Annotated in this window: 17 protein-coding genes; 7 read left to right on the forward strand and 10 right to left on the reverse strand. The window is 63.3% G+C overall.

The features are described from left to right. The first annotated feature begins 198 nt into the window (after positions 1-198). Positions 199-816 (forward strand): transglutaminase-like cysteine peptidase, encoded by a 618-nt coding sequence (locus A9K66_RS11015; protein WP_067323497.1) that lies wholly within the window; start codon positions 199-201, stop codon positions 814-816. A gap of 10 nt (positions 817-826) precedes the next feature. Here A9K66_RS11015 and A9K66_RS11020 read toward each other — a convergent pair whose 3' ends face one another. The 4 genes from A9K66_RS11020 to A9K66_RS11035 all read right to left on the reverse strand — a co-directional run bounded on the left by A9K66_RS11020 (position 827) and on the right by A9K66_RS11035 (position 3,680). Continuing rightward, the gene (locus tag A9K66_RS11020; RefSeq protein ID WP_066991880.1) at positions 827-1,189 is read right to left on the reverse strand and encodes a helix-turn-helix transcriptional regulator; all 363 of its coding nucleotides are present in this window, start codon (positions 1,187-1,189) and stop codon (positions 827-829) included. A 25-nt stretch (positions 1,190-1,214) separates the two neighbouring features. After that, a complete protein-coding gene (locus A9K66_RS11025) occupies positions 1,215-1,739 on the reverse strand; it encodes a Smr/MutS family protein (protein ID WP_067323498.1) in 525 nt (174 codons plus the stop codon). Continuing rightward, positions 1,736-2,842 carry a murein transglycosylase A gene (locus tag A9K66_RS11030; RefSeq protein ID WP_067324615.1) on the reverse strand — a complete coding sequence of 369 codons (1,107 nt, stop codon included), beginning with the start codon at positions 2,840-2,842 and terminating at the stop codon, positions 1,736-1,738. Before A9K66_RS11030 ends, A9K66_RS11025 begins: the two co-directional genes overlap by 4 nt. Before the next feature lie 130 nt (positions 2,843-2,972). Continuing rightward, positions 2,973-3,680: a Tim44/TimA family putative adaptor protein gene (locus tag A9K66_RS11035; protein WP_066991466.1), complete on the reverse strand. Its 708-nt coding sequence runs from the start codon at positions 3,678-3,680 to the stop codon at positions 2,973-2,975. 203 nt (positions 3,681-3,883) lie between these two features. Here A9K66_RS11035 and A9K66_RS11040 point away from each other — a divergent pair, with 203 nt between their 5' ends. Together A9K66_RS11040 and secB are read left to right on the forward strand one after the other, a co-directional pair. After that, positions 3,884-4,381, forward strand: a complete 498-nt coding sequence (locus A9K66_RS11040) for an FxsA family protein (protein WP_067323499.1) — start codon at positions 3,884-3,886, stop codon at positions 4,379-4,381. Between the two features lie 167 nt (positions 4,382-4,548). Beyond that, entirely contained in the window at positions 4,549-5,049 is a 501-nt protein-coding gene (gene secB, locus A9K66_RS11045) for a protein-export chaperone SecB (RefSeq protein WP_067323500.1), read from the forward strand. 287 nt (positions 5,050-5,336) lie between these two features. Here the strand turns inward: secB and dnaQ are convergent, their stop codons facing one another. From dnaQ to A9K66_RS11070, 5 genes are all read right to left on the reverse strand, one after another. Next, entirely contained in the window at positions 5,337-6,044 is a 708-nt protein-coding gene (gene dnaQ / locus A9K66_RS11050) for a DNA polymerase III subunit epsilon (RefSeq protein ID WP_067323502.1), read from the reverse strand. 74 nt (positions 6,045-6,118) lie between these two features. Continuing rightward, a complete protein-coding gene (gene coaE, locus A9K66_RS11055) occupies positions 6,119-6,724 on the reverse strand; it encodes a dephospho-CoA kinase (protein ID WP_067323503.1) in 606 nt (201 codons plus the stop codon). A gap of 1 nt (position 6,725) precedes the next feature. Then, positions 6,726-7,559, reverse strand: a complete 834-nt coding sequence (locus tag A9K66_RS11060; RefSeq protein WP_067323504.1) for a shikimate dehydrogenase — start codon at positions 7,557-7,559, stop codon at positions 6,726-6,728. Further along, entirely contained in the window at positions 7,552-8,151 is a 600-nt protein-coding gene (locus A9K66_RS11065) for a Maf-like protein (protein WP_067323506.1), read from the reverse strand. The genes A9K66_RS11060 and A9K66_RS11065 overlap by 8 nt, the downstream gene beginning before the upstream one ends. Before the next feature lie 106 nt (positions 8,152-8,257). Next, on the reverse strand, positions 8,258-9,079 hold the full coding sequence (locus A9K66_RS11070) for a pyruvate, water dikinase regulatory protein (protein WP_067323508.1): 822 nt from the start codon (positions 9,077-9,079) through the stop codon (positions 8,258-8,260). Between the two features lie 402 nt (positions 9,080-9,481). Between A9K66_RS11070 and hemE the strand changes: the two genes are divergently transcribed. The 3 genes from hemE (at position 9,482) to rho (ending at position 12,476) form a co-directional block, all read left to right on the forward strand. Beyond that, positions 9,482-10,510 (forward strand): uroporphyrinogen decarboxylase, encoded by a 1,029-nt coding sequence (gene hemE / locus A9K66_RS11075; protein WP_067323511.1) that lies wholly within the window; start codon positions 9,482-9,484, stop codon positions 10,508-10,510. Continuing rightward, positions 10,507-11,043, forward strand: coding sequence for a protoporphyrinogen oxidase HemJ (gene hemJ, locus A9K66_RS11080; RefSeq protein ID WP_067323513.1), 537 nt, complete (start codon positions 10,507-10,509; stop codon positions 11,041-11,043). Before hemE ends, hemJ begins: the two co-directional genes overlap by 4 nt. 167 nt (positions 11,044-11,210) lie before the next feature. Next, positions 11,211-12,476, forward strand: a complete 1,266-nt coding sequence (gene rho / locus A9K66_RS11085) for a transcription termination factor Rho (RefSeq protein WP_082953824.1) — start codon at positions 11,211-11,213, stop codon at positions 12,474-12,476. Positions 12,477-12,651: 175 nt separating this feature from the next. Here the strand turns inward: rho and A9K66_RS11090 are convergent, their stop codons facing one another. Continuing rightward, complete coding sequence (locus A9K66_RS11090) at positions 12,652-14,670, reverse strand: thioredoxin domain-containing protein (protein WP_067323516.1); 2,019 nt, start codon at positions 14,668-14,670, stop codon at positions 12,652-12,654. Between the two features lie 108 nt (positions 14,671-14,778). On the opposite strand from A9K66_RS11090, the gene mnmE reads away from it, so the two are divergent. Next, complete coding sequence (gene mnmE, locus A9K66_RS11095; protein WP_067323518.1) at positions 14,779-16,092, forward strand: tRNA uridine-5-carboxymethylaminomethyl(34) synthesis GTPase MnmE; 1,314 nt, start codon at positions 14,779-14,781, stop codon at positions 16,090-16,092. Positions 16,093-16,449 lie beyond the last annotated feature (357 nt).

A 16,449-nucleotide genomic window follows, 5' to 3' on the forward strand; every position in this document is an offset into this window, starting at 1 on the left:
CCTTTCCGTGCAACCAATGTTCAGGGCTGACCGGCGACGGGCGGGTTCTTGAGTCGTCCCAGGCCGCTGTTGCCAAACTGCCGCTATGCGGGCCTGGCGGGTAACCATGCCACCAAACTAGCCGTTGTCTTCAATTGACACGGACTGTAAATCCCCCTTAACGTTTCGTTAATAAACAAGGGCGGACCCCGGGGGACAATGACTTCCTCACCGATGGCGCGGATGCTGCGTTTGTGTGCAGTCGCAGGGCTGGCGATCTCGGCCCACTGGGCGGTTCCGGCATGGGCTGCCGGCGCCATGGCCACCGGCGGCCTGACCTCGCAGCCGATCGGACATTATGATTTCTGCAAGACGCATCCGAGCGAATGCAACATTCGCCCGGCCAATCTCGCGCCGGCCAAGCTGACCGATGCTCTGTGGCGCAAGCTGATCAACGTGACCGCCAGGGTCAACGCCGCCGTCAAGCCGATGAGCGATCTCGACAATTACGGCAAGGACGAGGTCTGGACCTATCCGGACAACGGCTTTGGCGACTGCGAGGACTATGTGCTGGAGAAGCGGCGCCAGCTCTACCGCATGGGCATCTCGCTTGCGGATCTCTTGATCACCGTCGTGCGCAAGCCCGACGGCGAAGGCCATTCCGTGCTGACGGTGCGCACCGACAAGGGTGACTACATCCTCGACAATTTGACCGACAAGGTCCAAGCCTGGGACGAGACCGGCTACCGTTATCTCAAGCGCCAGGCGATCGACAACACCGGCCGCTGGGTGTCGATCCGCGATGGCCAGCAGCTGCTGGTCGGCTCGGTGCAGTAGATCTCGGGACCTACCTTCTCAGCGCCGCACGAATCGACGCGCTGAGGCGGCGCAGCTCCGCCTCGTCCAGCTTCTCGATGCTCTCGGCCAGAAGATTGGCCAGTTCGGTCGCGGCCGGCGACAGGCCCGACGTATCGATCCTGACCCGTGGATGCGAGGTTTCGGCGAGGCGGGCAAGGTCCTCGGCGTCGTCCCAGATGATGTTGAAATAGCCGATGATCTTCTGGATCAGCGTCCAGGTCGGCGCGCCGCGGCGGCCATGCTCGAGCGCCGACAGATAGGCGGCGCTGACGCCGATGGCCTGCGCCATCGCCTTCTGGCTGACGCCGCGCTCGGCGCGCAGCGCCCTTAGCCTTTCGCCGAACGGGGTCACAGTTGCGTCCTCATGGCCGGCATCCTCATGCGCGCGTCCGCCTGAGCCGCACATAGAGCGCGCCCGAGCCGCCATGGTTGCGGGCGGCGTGATCGTGGCTCGAGACCAGGTGCCGGAAAGCCGGGGTCGACAGCCAGTGCGGCACCGAGCGGCGCAGGATGCCGTCGCCGCCGGACGATGAGCCCTTGCCGGTGATGACCAGCACATAGCGGATGCCGCCGGCATGGGCGCGGTGCAGGAAGGTGAGGAGCAGCGAATAGGCCTCGTCCTGCGTCATGCCGTGCAGATCGACTCTGCCCTCGATCGGCAGCCGGCCTTTTTTCAGTTTCTCGTGCGTCTGGTCGTCAAGCGAATGCGCGACGTGCTGCGGCTTCGGCTTGGCGGCAGCGGTGGGAACGCCGTTGGCCGGCGTAGGCGCCGGTGCCGGCGTCGGCTCGACAATATCGGGAATCTCGACCGCGGCCTTGCCTTTGAGGGGCCGCGTCGTGCGCGCCACCAGGTTCCAGAGGATGCGATCGTCGTCGCTCAGCGTGTCGTGGCGGCGGTTCACGCGTGCCCCCTATCGAACAGCCCGCGCGGGACCAGCGCATAAAAGTCGGCGACGTTGCGCACGACGCCGGCGATCTCGCCCGCGGCATCGCCCGAGCCGGCGAAGAGATCGCCTCGCGCCGCTCCGGTGATGGCCGAGCCGGTGTCCTGCGCGATCATCAGCCGCCGGAACGGTTTTCCGCCGTAAGCGGTGAGCGTTGGCGCAACGATATGGAAGGGCGTGCCGAAGGTGTGCAGCAGCCGGTCGACGGCGACCGAGCGGCCGGGCGTCAGCGGCACCTTGGCGGCGGCAATGGGACCGAGCTCCGGGTCGTCGACCGGCGCCTCACGAAAGAAGATGTAGGAGCGGTTCTGCCAGAGGATCTCGTCGACCCGCTCAGGATGCGCCTTGAACCAGGCGCGGATCGACTGCATCGTCACTTTTTCCAGCGGGATTTCGCCGGTCTCGCTCAAGATCCTGCCCGGCCCGGTGAAGCGCTGGCCGGATTTTGCGGCATAGGTGACGCGGCAGAGCCGACCATCGGTCATCTTCAGCCGCGCCGCTCCCTGCACATGGATGAAGAAGGCATCGACCTTGTCGGCGAGCCAGGCAATCTCGAGGCTCCGCCCCGACAGCGCGCCGCGCTCGATGGCGCCGCGATCGAAATATTCGACCGGACCTGTCGTCGTCGCGCGCGCGAAGGCGAGATAGACATCCATCCCGAGGGGACGATTTTTATCGTCGATGTCGACCAGATCGGCGGGACGGGAGAGCAGCGGCACCGTGAACCGCTCCGTCCTCACCGGCGAGGCCTCGACCTCCGGCTCGTAGAAGCCGGTGACGAGGCCGGCGCCGCCGCTTTCGGCCGCCACCAAAGCGGGAGCGAAATGGCGCTCGAAGAAGGACCGCGCCTCCGACCGATTCGCCGGCGAAACGGAACGCGTCTCAGTGTAGGCCTCGGCGAAAGCGGCGAACGCGACGCCGAGCGAGCCTGTTCGATAGGGCTTGGTCAGGACGTGGCAAGCCGAACGTTTGAACGCCGCGAAGGCGGCGAGGTGATCATCCTCGTCCCAGCCGGGCAGGTCGCCGAAGGATTTTTCCTTGAATGCCGAAGACAGCGACATGACAGCCGCCACTAGAGCCGGATGATTTCAGGCCGGATCGACCTGAAATCTGAATCCGGCTCCATATTAAAGAGATGGAGCATGATGGCGTCCGAAAACCGCTCCACACTTTTCGGCATCATGCTCTAGGTCAATCTTCTTCTTCCGTGGCGACCAGCTTCCAGTTCGGATCACGCGACCGGGTATCGCGGAAGAAGGTCCAGACGTCCTTGACCTCGGCGACTTTTTCCGGATCGCCGTCGATGACGGCGCCGACCTTGTCGCGGGTCGCCGAGATCAGCTCGCTGACGATGCGCAGCGTGATATGCGCCTCGGTGCCCTTCATCTCGGCGGCGACGACATCGACCTTGTCGATGCCGACGAAGGAAGACTGGATCTTTTCCGCTTTCGCCTCGCGCTCGCCGATCGCGGCGACGAAGCTGTCATAGACCTCGCGCGACAACAGGTTCTTCAGCGTTTTGCGGTCGCCGTCGGCAAAGGCCATGACGATCATCTCGTAGGCCATCTTGGCGCCGTCGATAAAGGTCTTCGGATCGAAGGACGGATCGTTGTCCTTGATCGCGCGCAGGCCTTTGTTGAGATCGCTGTCCGGCTTGGCGAAAGCGTCGATCGCGGCATAGGTCTCCGCCGCCGGTTCCCCCGGCATGCGCTTGCGCGGCAGCGACACCACATTCTCGGACTTCTGCGCCGCGTCCTGCTCGCGCGTGCGGCTTGCCGAATAAGGATCGAAGGGCGGGCGTTCGTTTCCGGTGCGACGGCCCAGCACGTTGCGAAGCTGGAAGAAGATCACAACCGCCGCAATCAAAAAGAAAATCGTGCCGAAGTCGAAGAAACCCATATCTTCCGCCAATTCGATCCCTGTCCAGGCCGGACCACCAGAGCCCCTAGAATGGCGGCGGTCGCATAGCGTTCATTACCCAAAGCATATAGAACGGCGGGCGCAATCATTCAAATCAAAGCCAGCCATACCTATCTAAAGGTCCCAGTGCCAGCGGCGATTTCCCGCGAGGCCCGCAAAAGAAGAAAGCGACCGGTCTCAATTTGCGCATTTCATTCATTCCCCTGTTCTTGCTCCTGCTGCCGCTTCTGGAGATCGCCGGCTTCGTCATCGTCGGCCGCGAAGTCGGCGCTTTGGCGACGATCGGGCTCGTCATCCTCTCCACCATTGCCGGCAGCCTCCTGCTTCGGCACCAGGGTTTCGGCGTGATGGCGCGGGTGCGGACGGAAATGGATGCCGGGCGCGATCCAAGCCGCCAACTCGCGCATGGCGCGATGATCGTGCTGGCGGCACTCCTGCTCATCATTCCGGGCTTCATCACCGACATTGTCGCTATCCTGCTGCTCCTGCCGCCGGTGCGCGATCTTGCCTGGCGCCTGCTCAAGAACCGCATCGTGATGGCGACCAGCTTCAGCAGCGGCTTTTCGGCCCGCCGCCGCGACAGGGTCATCGATCTCGATGACAGCGACTTTTCGCGCCAGGACGACTACAAGCGCGGGCCGGATCACAATTCCCCTTGGCGGCGGCTGAAAGACGACTAGCTCTCTTCAGGGTCCGCTCGAATAGCTGTCTCATGCGCGCCGTCGCCCCGAAACGGCTGCGCAGTTTCAGGCGGCGCGCAAAACTTGTCTTGTCCTGCCGAGCATGATAGCGAACCCCCGATTTCAATCCGGTCAGCAATGCTGCCCAGGCAAAAGGACAAAGGCTAATGGCCAGCAATGATGATGCCGCGGCAGCCGCCGCCAATGGCAACGGCAAACAGGAACAGCCCTCGCTCAACGTGCTTGCGCAATATGTGAAGGACCTGTCCTTCGAAAGCCCCGGCGCGCCGAATTCGCTGCGCGGCCGCGACAAGGCCCCGGGCATCGCCATCAATGTCAACGTCAACGCCAACCCGCTTTCGGACAAGCAGTTCGACGTCAATCTGACATTGAATGCCAAGGCCTCCTTCGACCAGGAAGTGCTGTTCAACGTCGAACTGGTCTATGGCGGCGTCTTCGCCATCAGCGGCTTCCCGCAGGAGCACATGCTGCCGATCCTGTTCATCGAATGCCCGCGGCTGCTCTTCCCCTTCGCCCGCCAGATCATCGCGGACGCCACCCGCAACGGCGGCTTCCCGCCGCTGATGCTCGACCCGATCGATTTCGCGCAGATGTTCCAGCAGCGCATCGCCGAGGACCAGGCCGCCAGCAAGGTCCAGGTGAGCTGAGGGGGCGCGCCACCCATCGTATCGGGAGCCCGGCTTCGCGCCGGGCTTTTGTTGGGGCGTCTGAAATTAGCGACGGCATTCGTTAGGTCGTCATTCTGGGGCGGAGCAAGGAGCGGAGCGACGTTAGAATGCATGCCGTGACGCTAAGGCGTCGCTGCGGTGAAGGAATTCTGCACCGTTGCACTCTGCGCAAGGGTCACGGCATGGATACTCGGGTCAAGCCCGAGTATGGCGAACGGATGGGCGGTTCGGCTAATCGCGTCGGTTGCCGCCGGGAGCGCCCCGGCTCAACCCGCAGACGCCACCTTCAGCCATAGCGCCTTTTCGCCGAGCGTGCCGACAAGCCCGGCATGCGCCGCCCGATCCGCCTCGGTGAGGCGCGGCGGCAGCGCGATCGGCCTTGCGCCGATCGAGATGTCGATATCGGCGACTTCGCCGCTACCGTTCATCTGCACGGCCACGGTTTCCAGGACCAGCGCCGCCTGTTTGCCGCCGATGAGCTCGATATAGACCTCGGCCAGCAATTCGGAGTCGAGAAGCGCCCCGTGCTTGGTGCGGCGGGTGTTGTCGATGCCGTAGCGGCGGCAAAGCGCGTCCAGCGAGTTCGGACCCATCGGATGCTTGCGGCGCGCGATCGCCAGCGTGTCGACGATGCGGCCGGGATCGATGGCCGGATGACCGAGCCGGCTGTATTCGAGGTTCAGGAAGCCAAGGTCGAAAGTGGCGTTGTGGGCGATCAGCTTGGCGCCGTCGGTGAAGGCCAGCCATTCCTCGGCGATTTCGGCGAAGGTCGGCTTGCCGGCCAAATCCGCCGCGCTGATGCCATGCACGGCCTGCGCCTCGGCGTGAATGGCGCGGCCTTGCGGATTGATGAACTTGTGGAAGGTGCGGCCGGTCGGGAAACGGTTGACCAGTTCGACGCCGCCGAGCTCGATGATGCGGTCGTCGCGCAAATCGAGGCCGGTGGTTTCGGTATCGAAGATGATCTCACGCATTCGAATCAATCCGCTCTAAAGAGCAGAATCACCAACCGGAACAAAATGGCAATGGGGACTGCTGACAGCGGCCGTCAGGAAGCGTTTTTGCCGGACTTATCCCCGGTCAATTCGCTGACGATGGCTGCCACCGCCGCACGTGCGGCATCAAAACCCTGGCCGGTGTCGACGATGAAATCCGCCTGACGGCGTTTCTCGGCGTCAGGCACCTGCTTGGCGAGGATTGAAGCGAATTTATCTTCGCTCATCCCGGGCCTGGCGAGCACGCGGGCGCGCTGGATCTCGGCCGGCGCGGTGACGACCACGACCTTGTCGACGCGATTGCGGCCGCCGGTCTCGAACAGCAGCGGAATGTCGAGCACCGCAATCGGCGCCCCGGCCGCACGATGGCGGGCCAAAAAGGCGTCGGCGTCGGCCCGCACCAGCGGGTGGATGATCGCCTCCAGCTTTTTCAGCGCGGCGGAATCGCCCAGCACTGTCTCGGCGAGCCTTGCACGATCCACCACGCCCGCTTTTGTCGTGCCGGGAAAGGCTCGTTCGACCAAGGGTGCTGCCTTGCCGGCATAGAGGCGATGCACGGTCTCGTCGGAATCATGCACCGGAACGCCGGCCTCGGCGAACATCTTTGCCGTGGTCGACTTGCCCATGCCGATCGATCCGGTGAGGCCGAGCACGATCATATCAATGCGCTTCGATGTCGGCGACGATCATCCTCCGCAACTGCGCCGTCACTTCCGGCCGCTTGCCGAACCAGCGCTCGAAGCCGGGCACGGCCTGGTGCAGCAGCATGCCGAGGCCATCGACGGTCTTCAGGCCGCGCGCCCTGGCGGCAGCAAGCAGCGGCGTCTCCAGCGGTACATAGACGATGTCGATGACGATGGCGTGGCCGGGCAGACCGGCCGGATCGGCGGCAAGGATCTCGTTGCCATGCATGCCGAGCGCGGTGGTGTTGACGAGCAGGCCGGCGTCGGAAAGCAATTCGCCGACCGCGCCGGCGCCATGCGCGGAAACCCCGGCGCCGAACCGGTCGGCGAGTTCCTCAGCCCTTGCCAGCGTACGGTTGACGATGCGGATGTCGTTGAGACCCCGGTCCTTCAGCGCGTGGATGACGGCGCCGGAGGCACCACCCGCGCCCAGCACCACGGCCGGACCATTCGCCGCCCAGCCGGGGGCGTGTTCATCGAGATTGCCGGCAAAGCCGAGAGCGTCGGTATTGCCGCCCCACAGCACGCCGTCTTCCAGCCACAGCGTGTTGACCGCGCCGATGGCTTCGGCGGCCTCGTCGCGGCGTTCGACCAAGGCGAAGGCTGCTTCCTTGTGCGGGATGGTGACATTGCCGCCGCGATAGCCATTCTCGCCGAGTGATTTCAGGAATGCTGCGAAATCCTCCGGCCGAATGTCGATTGCCTGGTAGCTGCCGTCGATGCCGTATTCCTCCAGCCAGTAGCGGTGGATCTTGGGCGAGCGGGAATGCGCGATCGGGTGGCCGGTGACGAAGGCCCGCTTCTCAACCATCGATCGCTCCCAATGCGCGCAGCTCCTTCAGCACCGGCAACAGCGGCAGGCCGACGATGGTGAAATAGTCGCCCTCGATCCTTTCGAAGAGCTGGATGCCCTCGCCCTCGATCTGGTAGGCGCCGACACTCGCCAGCGCCTTGGCGCCGACGCGCGCCAGGTGGCGGCCGATGAAGGCGGGATCGAGCTTGCGCATGGTGAGGCTGGCGATGCCGACATGGCGCCACAGCACTTCGCCATCGCGGCAGAGCACGGCGGCGCTGTTCAGCTGATGGGTCTTGCCCGACAAGGCCAGGAGATGCCTCCGCGCCCCTTCCATATCGGCCGGCTTGTGGAAAATTTCGTCGCCAAGCGACAGCGTCTGGTCGCAACCGAGCACCAGCGCGCCCGGCCGGCGCTCGCTGACCTCGGTCGCCTTGGCTTCGGCAAGGATCGAAGCGACATCCTCGGGAGACACGCCGCTGTCCTGCAAGGGCGCCTCGAGCGCGCGCTCGTCGACGTCTGCCGGCACCGCCTCTATGTCGAGCCCGGCATTGATAAGCATTGCCTTGCGGAACGGGCTGCCCGAAGCGAGGACGATTTTGCCGGCCATACTGGTTCACCAACGGTTGCGATCCGTCCAGCGCCCGTCACCCGTCTCGGCGCTATGCGCCGAGCCACCTTCTCTCAGGACGGAATGCTCACTTATATCGCCTGCCCTAGCGCGTCTTGCCCCGCAGGGCAACGATCGCCGCCGCGGTTTCCTCGATCGAGCGCCGGCTGACGTCGATCATCGGCCAGCCATGCCTGGTGCAGAGCTGACGCGCATAGGCGAGCTCCTCGGCGATGGCGGCGCGGTCGACATAGTCGGTCGGCACGTAGTTGTTGCTGTTGCCGAGGATGCGGTTCTGGCGGACATGCGAGATGCGCTCGGCCGTGGCGACGAGGCCGACGATCAGCGGCGTCCTGGCGTTGATCAGGCTTTCCGGCAGCGGCACGCCGAGCACGATCGGAATGTTGGCGGTCTTGATTCCGCGATTGGCGAGATAGATGCTCGTCGGCGTCTTGGAGGTGCGCGAGATGCCGATCAGCACGACATCGGCATCGTCCATGTTGGCCGGCAACTGGCCGTCGTCATGCTCCATGGTGAAGTTCAGCGCATCGATGCGGCGGAAATATTCGGCGTCGAGCACATGCTGGGCGCCGACGCGCCGGCCGGCCGGCGTGCCGAGATAGGACTGGAAGACGCTGAGCACGGGCTCCAGCACCGAGACGCAGGGCAGGCCCATGGCGGCGCAGCGCTCGTCGATGCTGCGCGCGAGCTTCTGGTCGACGACGGTGTAGAGAATGATGCCGGGCTCCTCCTCGATATCCTCGAACACCTTGGCGACCTGCTTTTCCGTGCGGATCAGCGGATAGATGTGCTCGATGGCGCGCGCGTCCTTATATTGCGCGGAGGCGGCGCGGCCTGCCGCCAGCAGCGTCTCGCCGGTGGCGTCGGAAATCAGATGCAGATGGAAGAAGCTCTGGGGTTTGTTCACAAGAGTTGGTTCCAGACTGTGGGCAGATGTGGACAAGGTTGGACAGAAAGGTCGTGACGTCGAAGGCGACTGTATCAGATGCCACCTTGTCCACAATTCGCCCCGCTGTAGGCTTTGTCGGGGCGCTGGGGACAAAACCGGGGACCAACTTTTCTTGGCCGATTTCATCCACAGCTCGAGGTCCGCAGCAGAAGAGCCAAGGCGCTGACTCGAAAGCCTGAATCCAGTTCGTCCCCAGATCGCTCCAAATTGAGAAAGCGGCTGCGCGACAATATGCTGACTGGCCTTTTCGAGCGGCAGGCGGGACAGGTCACAACCACCACAACCAACAGACTCTTAGAATCAGAAGACTCTTTTAAAATAGATATTTGATTTAAGAGACCTGGAGAGGGCGAGCACTGGATGGCTGGGAAACGGATCGTGCTGGACGTCCTCAAGGGCGAGACGGTTTCACCGCCGCCGCTCTGGATGATGCGTCAGGCAGGGCGTTATCTGCCGGAGTATCGCGAGACCCGGAAGCGGGCCGGTTCTTTCCTCGATCTCTGCTATGATCCGGATCTTGCCGTCGAGGTGACGCTGCAGCCGATCGAGCGCTTCGGCTTCGATGCTTCGATCCTGTTCTCCGATATCCTGGTTGTGCCCGATGCGCTGGGACGAGATGTCCGCTTCGAAGAGGGATACGGGCCGATCCTCAAGCCGATTGCGGCAGCCGAAATCGAGACCTTGGACGGCGAAACGTTTCACGTGAATCTCGAACCGGTCTACGAAACGGTCCGCCGTCTGCGTGCGAAGCTTCCGGTTGAAACGACCTTGATCGGCTTCTGCGGCGCGCCTTGGACGGTGGCGACCTATATGATTGCCGGCCACGGCACGCCGGACCAGGGACCGGCCAGGCTTTTTGCCTATCGCGAGCCGGAGGCCCTTGCGCGGCTCCTGAAGATACTGGCCGACCATTCGGCCGCCTATCTCATCCGCCAGATCGAGGCCGGCGCCGATGTGGTGCAGATTTTCGACTCCTGGTCGGGTGTTCTCGATGAAGCGTCCTTTGAGGCGTTTTGCATCGAGCCCGTTGCGGAGATTGTCCGGCAAGTGAAGGCCGCGCATCCGGATGTTCCGGTGATCGGGTTTCCCAAGGGCGCCGGCGAGCGCTATCGCGATTACAGGAAGAAGACCGGGATCACCGGGCTCGGGCTCGACTGGACCGTGCCGCTGTCGATGGCAAAGGAATTGCAAAGCGAAGGCGCGGTGCAGGGCAATCTCGATCCGCTTCGCCTGGTTGCCGGCGGCAGAGCGCTGGCCGACGGCGTCGACGCCATCCTTCGCACGCTGGGCAACGGGCCGCTGATCTTCAATCTCGGCCACGGCATCACGCCGGAAACGCCTGTGGCACATGTCGAGGCCATGGTGAAAATGGTGCGGAGCCATCGATGACAGAGACGATCAACGAGAACAGCGCCGGCCAGGCGATGAAGCGCATGTTGATCGGCATCGTCCTGCTGGTCGTCCTGACCGCCCTGCTCTTCCTTGTGGCGCCGGACAGCTTCTATCCCTGGGCGAAGGCAATCCATGTGATTGCCGTCATCGCCTGGATGGCCGGGATGCTCTATCTGCCCCGGCTTTTCGTCTATCATGTCGACGCCGAGAAAGGCTCCGCGCAGTCCGAGACCTTCAAGGTGATGGAGCGCCGGCTGCTGCGCGCCATCATCAACCCGGCGATGACCGTGACCTGGGTGTTCGGGCTTTGGCTCGCCTGGAAGGGCTTCGGTTTCCAGGGCGGCTGGCTGCACGCCAAGATCCTCGCCGTGCTGCTGCTTTCGGGTCTGCACGGCTATCTCGCCGGCGCGGTGAGAAAATTTGCCGAGGACAAGAACGAAAAGCCGGCGAGGCACTGGCGGATCGTCAATGAACTCCCCACATTGCTGATGATCGTCATCGTCATCCTGGTCATCGTGAAGCCGTTCTGAGGCTTCCCCATACCCGGCAAAAGGCGGCTTGCTCTTTCAGGCGACCGACGATAAAAGACGGGTCTTCCTTCCCGTCATGCGCCGCCCCTTTCTCGCTTTCGGCCGCGCCCGGCATTTGTCGCATCCAGCCGATTTTTTCTCCCCAAAGCCTACCCAGAGTCCATCTAATGCAAGAAATGAAACTCGCAGAGTTCAAAAACAAGAAGCCGCCGGAGCTGATCGCTTACGCCGAATCGCTCGAGGTGGAGAACGCCAGCGTCATGCGCAAGCAGGAGCTGATGTTCGCGATCCTGAAGAAGCTCGCCATCCAGGACGTCGAGATCATCGGCGAAGGCGTGGTCGAGGTACTGCAGGACGGTTTCGGCTTCCTGCGCTCGGCCAACGCCAATTACCTGCCGGGTCCCGACGATATCTATATTTCACCGTCGCAGATCAGGCGCTTTTCGCTGAAGACCGGCGATACGGTCGAAGGGCCGATCCGCAGCCCGAAAGAGGGCGAGCGTTATTTCGCGCTGCTCAAGGTCAACACGATCAATTTCGATGATCCGGAGAAGATCCGGCACAAGATCCACTTCGACAACCTGACGCCGCTCTACCCGACCTCGCGGCTGAAGATGGAGGTCGACAATCCCCCGACCAAGGACATCTCGCCGCGTGTGATCGACCTGGTGGCGCCGATCGGCAAGGGCCAGCGCGCGCTGATCAACGCTCAGCCGCGCACCGGTAAGACGGTGCTGTTGCAGAACATCGCGCACTCGATCACCGCCAATCATCCGGAATGCTACCTGATCGTTCTTCTGATCGACGAGCGTCCGGAGGAAGTCACCGACATGCAGCGCTCGGTCAAGGGCGAAGTCATTTCCTCGACCTTCGACGAACCGGCAGCGCGCCATGTGCAGGTCGCCGAAATGGTGATCGAGAAGGCCAAGCGCCTGGTCGAGCATGGGCGCGATGTCGTCATCCTGCTCGATTCGATCACCCGCCTCGGACGCGCCTACAACACCGTGGTGCCGTCATCCGGCAAGGTGTTGACCGGCGGTGTCGACGCCAACGCGCTGCAGCGTCCGAAGCGCTTCTTCGGCGCCGCGCGCAACATTGAGGAAGGCGGGTCGCTCACGATCATCGCCACCGCGCTGATCGACACCGGCAGCCGCATGGACGAAGTCATCTTCGAAGAGTTCAAGGGCACCGGCAACTGTGAAATCCAGCTCGACCGCAAGGTGGCCGACAAGCGCATCTACCCGGCGATCGACATCCTCAAGTCCGGGACCCGCAAGGAGGACCTTCTGGTGCCGCGTTCGGATCTGCAGAAGATCTTCGTGCTGCGCCGGATCCTTGCGCCGATGGGAACGACCGATGCGATCGAATTCCTCATCGACAAGCTCAAGCAGACCAAGACCAACGCGGATTTCTTCGATTCGATGAATACCTGATCGGGCGCCGAGGGACCGGTCCTTTCTTCGGCATACAAGGCGGAGCAAGGAGCGAGGCGACGCTGCGCAGAACCCTAAGTCCATGAGCTTTGCGGCGGTGCAGAATTCCGCACCGCCGCATTCGTCGGAAGCGCCGCGACATAGATCCTGGGTCAAACCGAGGAGACGAAGCTGTTTATTCCCGCCGCAACAGCTTCTCCAACTCGCCCGCATCCGTAACCGCCGGCAGGCATGTCTGTCCGCTGCAGAACCAGGCTCCCGGCTTGTCCGTCGGCGGCAGCACGCCGCCCGGCAAAAGCGGTTGATTCGCTTCCGTACCGATGGGCAGTACGATATCGACCCGGCGTGGATCGGAACTTCGATTCGCCACCGGAACGAGGCCTGAGGAATCAGGCTTGTCTATGATGACGAGCTTCAGCGGCTCGAGTGCCAGGGCGCAGGCGTTGATGATGCCGGCCTGGCCATAGGCTTGCTGCGCGGCGCGACCCATGGCGTGTTCGGCTGTCGTCCAGGCCTTTGCCCAAAGATCGGGATCGCCGATAAGGGACGAGAGCCGGACCAGCGCCTCGATGATTTGGCCCGTGGCGGAGGGGATTGCCTCATCGACATCGCCGCGGATACGGATCGGCACATCGACGCTGTCGGACGCCGTCAGATAATAGCCGGTCTTTTCAGGATCCTGATGCCAGCGGTCGAGCCGATCGATGAACTGCCGGGCATGGTCCATATAGGCAGAACTGCCGGTTGCCTCGAACAGCGCGATCGCCGCGTTGGTCATGGCGGCATAGTCGCTCGACAGCGCCGGGAAAAGCTTCTTGTCGCCGAGCATCGAATGCGGCAGGCGGCCGTCCTTGCTGGCTTCGACGATGTGGGCGAAGGCCTTGACGGCGGCGTCCACCCAGTCGGCTCGCCCGAAGGAGCGGCCCGCTTCCGCGAGGGCCGCAATCATCAATCCGTTCCAATCGGTAAGTGCCTTGGCGTCGCGGCCGGGCCTGACGCGATTTTCTCTGGCAGCTAGCAATTTCGCCTTCAGCGCTGCGAGCTGAGCGTCATCGCTGATCCCCTGGCGCTGCTGTGCCTCGCTCTGGCGGATGATGGGCTTGCCTTCCCAGCCATGCGGAGCGGCGAGCTCGAAATATTGGAAGAAGCGAGCGGAATCAGCACCGAGTGCGGCTTCAACCTCTTCCCCGCTCCAGGTGTAGAACAACCCCTCCTCGCCTTCGCTGTCGGCATCGAGGCTGGCCGCAAAAGCGCCGCCCTCGACGCGCATTTCCCGCAGCAGCCAGGCCACGGTTTCCTCGATTCGCTTCCGAAACAACTCATTGCCTGTTGCCGCGAAGGCCCAATTGCACATGCGGATGAGCTGGGCGTTGTCGTAAAGCATCTTCTCGAAATGCGGGACCAGCCATTCGGCATCGGTCGAGTAACGGCTGAGACCGCCACCGACATGGTCGTAGATGCCGCCGGCGAGCATTTTTTCCAGGCTGATGAGCACGGCGTCGCGATGGGCGGTCTGGCCGTCGCGCAGCCAGGACAGCCACAGACTGTGCATGAAGGGCGCGTTGGGGAATTTCGGCGCGCCGCGCAAGCCGCCGAGATCGCCGTCGACCATGCCCTCGATGCGGCCGGCGAGATCGGCAAGCGTGCCGCGGTCAAGCACCGCCTTTCCCTTCGCGCCGGCCAGCCGCTGCTCGACATGGGTGGTCAGCGCGTCGGCGCTTTGGCCAAGGCTCTCCTGCTTCTCGCGCCAGGCCTTGTCGACCGCCTCCAGCACCTGGACAAAGCCCGGCCGTCCATAGCGCGCCTCGCGCGGAAAATAGGTGCCGCCCCAGAAAGGCTTACCATCGGGCGTAAGGAACATGGTCAGCGGCCAGCCGCCCTGCTCGCCCATGGCATGGAGTGCCGCCATGTAGATCTGGTCGATATCCGGGCGCTCCTCGCGATCGACCTTGATATTGACGAAGAGGCGGTTCATGACGGCGGCGACGGCATCGTTCTCGAAGCTTTCATGGGCCATGACATGGCACCAGTGGCAGGCGGCATAGCCGATGGACAGCAGGATCGGCCGTCCGAGTTCCTTCGCCTCGGCAAGGGCGTCCGGCGACCAGCCCCGCCAATGCACGGGATTGTCGCTGTGCTGCTGCAGATAGGGGCTGGCCTCTTCGGCAAGCAGGTTTCGCGCGGGCAAGGTCACAATGAGCGGCTCGGCCGTTGATGAGCAGGCAATTCCGGGAAAGCTACGGCTGACGTCCGGAACGGCGCCTGAAAGAAGATACCTAGGGTGGTTCGGCAGGTCGGGCAAATGGCAACTTCGAAGGATTCTATCGTAGCGCTTTCGAGCGGTCGCCTGCCCGCCGGCATCGCCGTAATTCGCATCTCCGGCCCCAAGACTCGATTCGTACTCGAAACGATTGTCGGTGGCGGTATTAAGGATCGCTTTACCACGTTGCGCAAGGTGATGGCACCGGACGGTTCGGTCATCGATCACGGGCTTGTTGTGTTCTTTCCCGGACCTAGCAGCTTCACCGGCGAGGACGTTGGCGAGTTCCATGTACACGGCAGCCGCGCCGTTGCGGCAAAAATGCTGGAAACGCTCACCGGCTTTGCCGGCGTCAGACATGCCGAGCCTGGCGAATTCACGCGGCGCGCCTTTCTCAACGGCAAGCTCGATCTGGTCGAGACCGAGGCGCTGGCGGACCTCGTCAATGCCGAGACGGAGGCGCAGCGACGGTTTGCCGTGCGTAACTTCGAGGGCGCGCAGAGCGAGCTCTATTCGGGGTGGCGCCGGCGGTTGATCCATGCTCGAGCAATGATCGAGGCGGAAATCGACTTCGCTGAGGAGGAGGATGTGCCGGGTTCGGTCTCGAAGGCGGTCTGGACCGATGTGGCGGGGATGGCCGACGAGATCGAACGCCACATTCAGGGGTTCAAGGCGGCCGAGATCATTCGCGATGGCTTCGAGGTCGTCATCCTCGGCGCGCCGAATGCCGGCAAGTCCAGTCTGTTCAACGCCCTGGCCCAACGCGAGGCGGCAATTGTCACCGACGAGCCGGGCACCACGCGCGACCTGCTGGAGGTGGTGCTGGAGCTCCACGGGATGAGAGTTCGGGTCGTCGATACGGCAGGCCTGCGCGAGGCCGCCGGCAAGGTGGAGACGATCGGCATCGAACGAGCGCGTGCCAAGGCCGGTGGCGCCGACCTGGTTTTGCTGCTAGAGGATATGGTCCATCCACAGCCCGTCGGCGCGGTTCCGACAGGTGTTCCGCTCCTGAGCATCGGGACCAAAACCGATCTCATGGGAGCGCGCAGAGGGGCCTATGATTTGGCCATCTCTTCCAAGGAAGGTACCGGAATTTCGGAACTGCTGGACGAGATTGCGAGTCGCGCCGCTGCCGCAGTCGGAGGGGCCGGTGAGATCTTGCCGTCGAGGCTCCGCCATATCGAGCTGCTGGAGGAGGCGAAGGATTTTCTCTCGGCGGCGCTGTCGGGGCAAAGCCTGGAGCTGCGCGCGGAAGAGTTGCGGGTGGCCACGGACCGGCTTGGGCGAATTATCGGCGCCGTCGATGTCGAGGATATGCTCGACGTCATCTTTTCCCAGTTCTGCATCGGCAAGTGATTCACGTGAAACGCGGGGCGGCTATGCGCTCCGGATGATTCACGTGAAACAACGGCAGGATGCGGCGGATGGTGTTTCACGTGAAACGAGTCCGGGCTCCAGACGCGTGACGTGCTAGCCAAACGGCGCTGCCCCTCATTGCCTGCCTCGTAGAAGGCGAGGACGGCTGGCCACTAAAGCCAATGGCGCTGATTCGCAGCGCTTGAGAAGTGAAAAATCGTCCGTGGGATAAGCGCCTTCCTTCCTTCGGGACGAGGTCGGACAGGCAGACCACTGGCACGCAGCCCATCCCCGGCGATCACCTCCGCAACGGACTGCATCCTTGACAGCGGAGGCTGGCGGGGACATGTGTCAAAG

It is taken from the genome of Mesorhizobium sp. AA23 (assembly GCF_001672435.1).
Taxonomy (GTDB): domain Bacteria; phylum Pseudomonadota; class Alphaproteobacteria; order Rhizobiales; family Rhizobiaceae; genus Mesorhizobium.

Excerpts from the sequence above, each read along its gene's own strand:
- A9K66_RS11015 (WP_067323497.1), top strand. The coding sequence starts at position 199 with ATGACTTCCTCACCGATGGCGCGGATGCTGCGTTTGTGTGCAGTCGCA.
- A9K66_RS11030 (WP_067324615.1), bottom strand. The coding sequence starts at position 2,842 with ATGTCGCTGTCTTCGGCATTCAAGGAAAAATCCTTCGGCGACCTGCCC.
- A9K66_RS11035 (WP_066991466.1), bottom strand. The coding sequence starts at position 3,680 with ATGGGTTTCTTCGACTTCGGCACGATTTTCTTTTTGATTGCGGCGGTT.
- secB (WP_067323500.1), top strand. The coding sequence starts at position 4,549 with ATGGCCAGCAATGATGATGCCGCGGCAGCCGCCGCCAATGGCAACGGC.
- dnaQ (WP_067323502.1), bottom strand. The coding sequence starts at position 6,044 with ATGCGTGAGATCATCTTCGATACCGAAACCACCGGCCTCGATTTGCGC.
- coaE (WP_067323503.1), bottom strand. The coding sequence starts at position 6,724 with ATGATCGTGCTCGGCCTCACCGGATCGATCGGCATGGGCAAGTCGACC.
- A9K66_RS11060 (WP_067323504.1), bottom strand. The coding sequence starts at position 7,559 with ATGGTTGAGAAGCGGGCCTTCGTCACCGGCCACCCGATCGCGCATTCC.
- A9K66_RS11065 (WP_067323506.1), bottom strand. The coding sequence starts at position 8,151 with ATGGCCGGCAAAATCGTCCTCGCTTCGGGCAGCCCGTTCCGCAAGGCA.
- hemE (WP_067323511.1), top strand. The coding sequence starts at position 9,482 with ATGGCTGGGAAACGGATCGTGCTGGACGTCCTCAAGGGCGAGACGGTT.
- hemJ (WP_067323513.1), top strand. The coding sequence starts at position 10,507 with ATGACAGAGACGATCAACGAGAACAGCGCCGGCCAGGCGATGAAGCGC.
- rho (WP_082953824.1), top strand. The coding sequence starts at position 11,211 with ATGCAAGAAATGAAACTCGCAGAGTTCAAAAACAAGAAGCCGCCGGAG.
- mnmE (WP_067323518.1), top strand. The coding sequence starts at position 14,779 with ATGGCAACTTCGAAGGATTCTATCGTAGCGCTTTCGAGCGGTCGCCTG.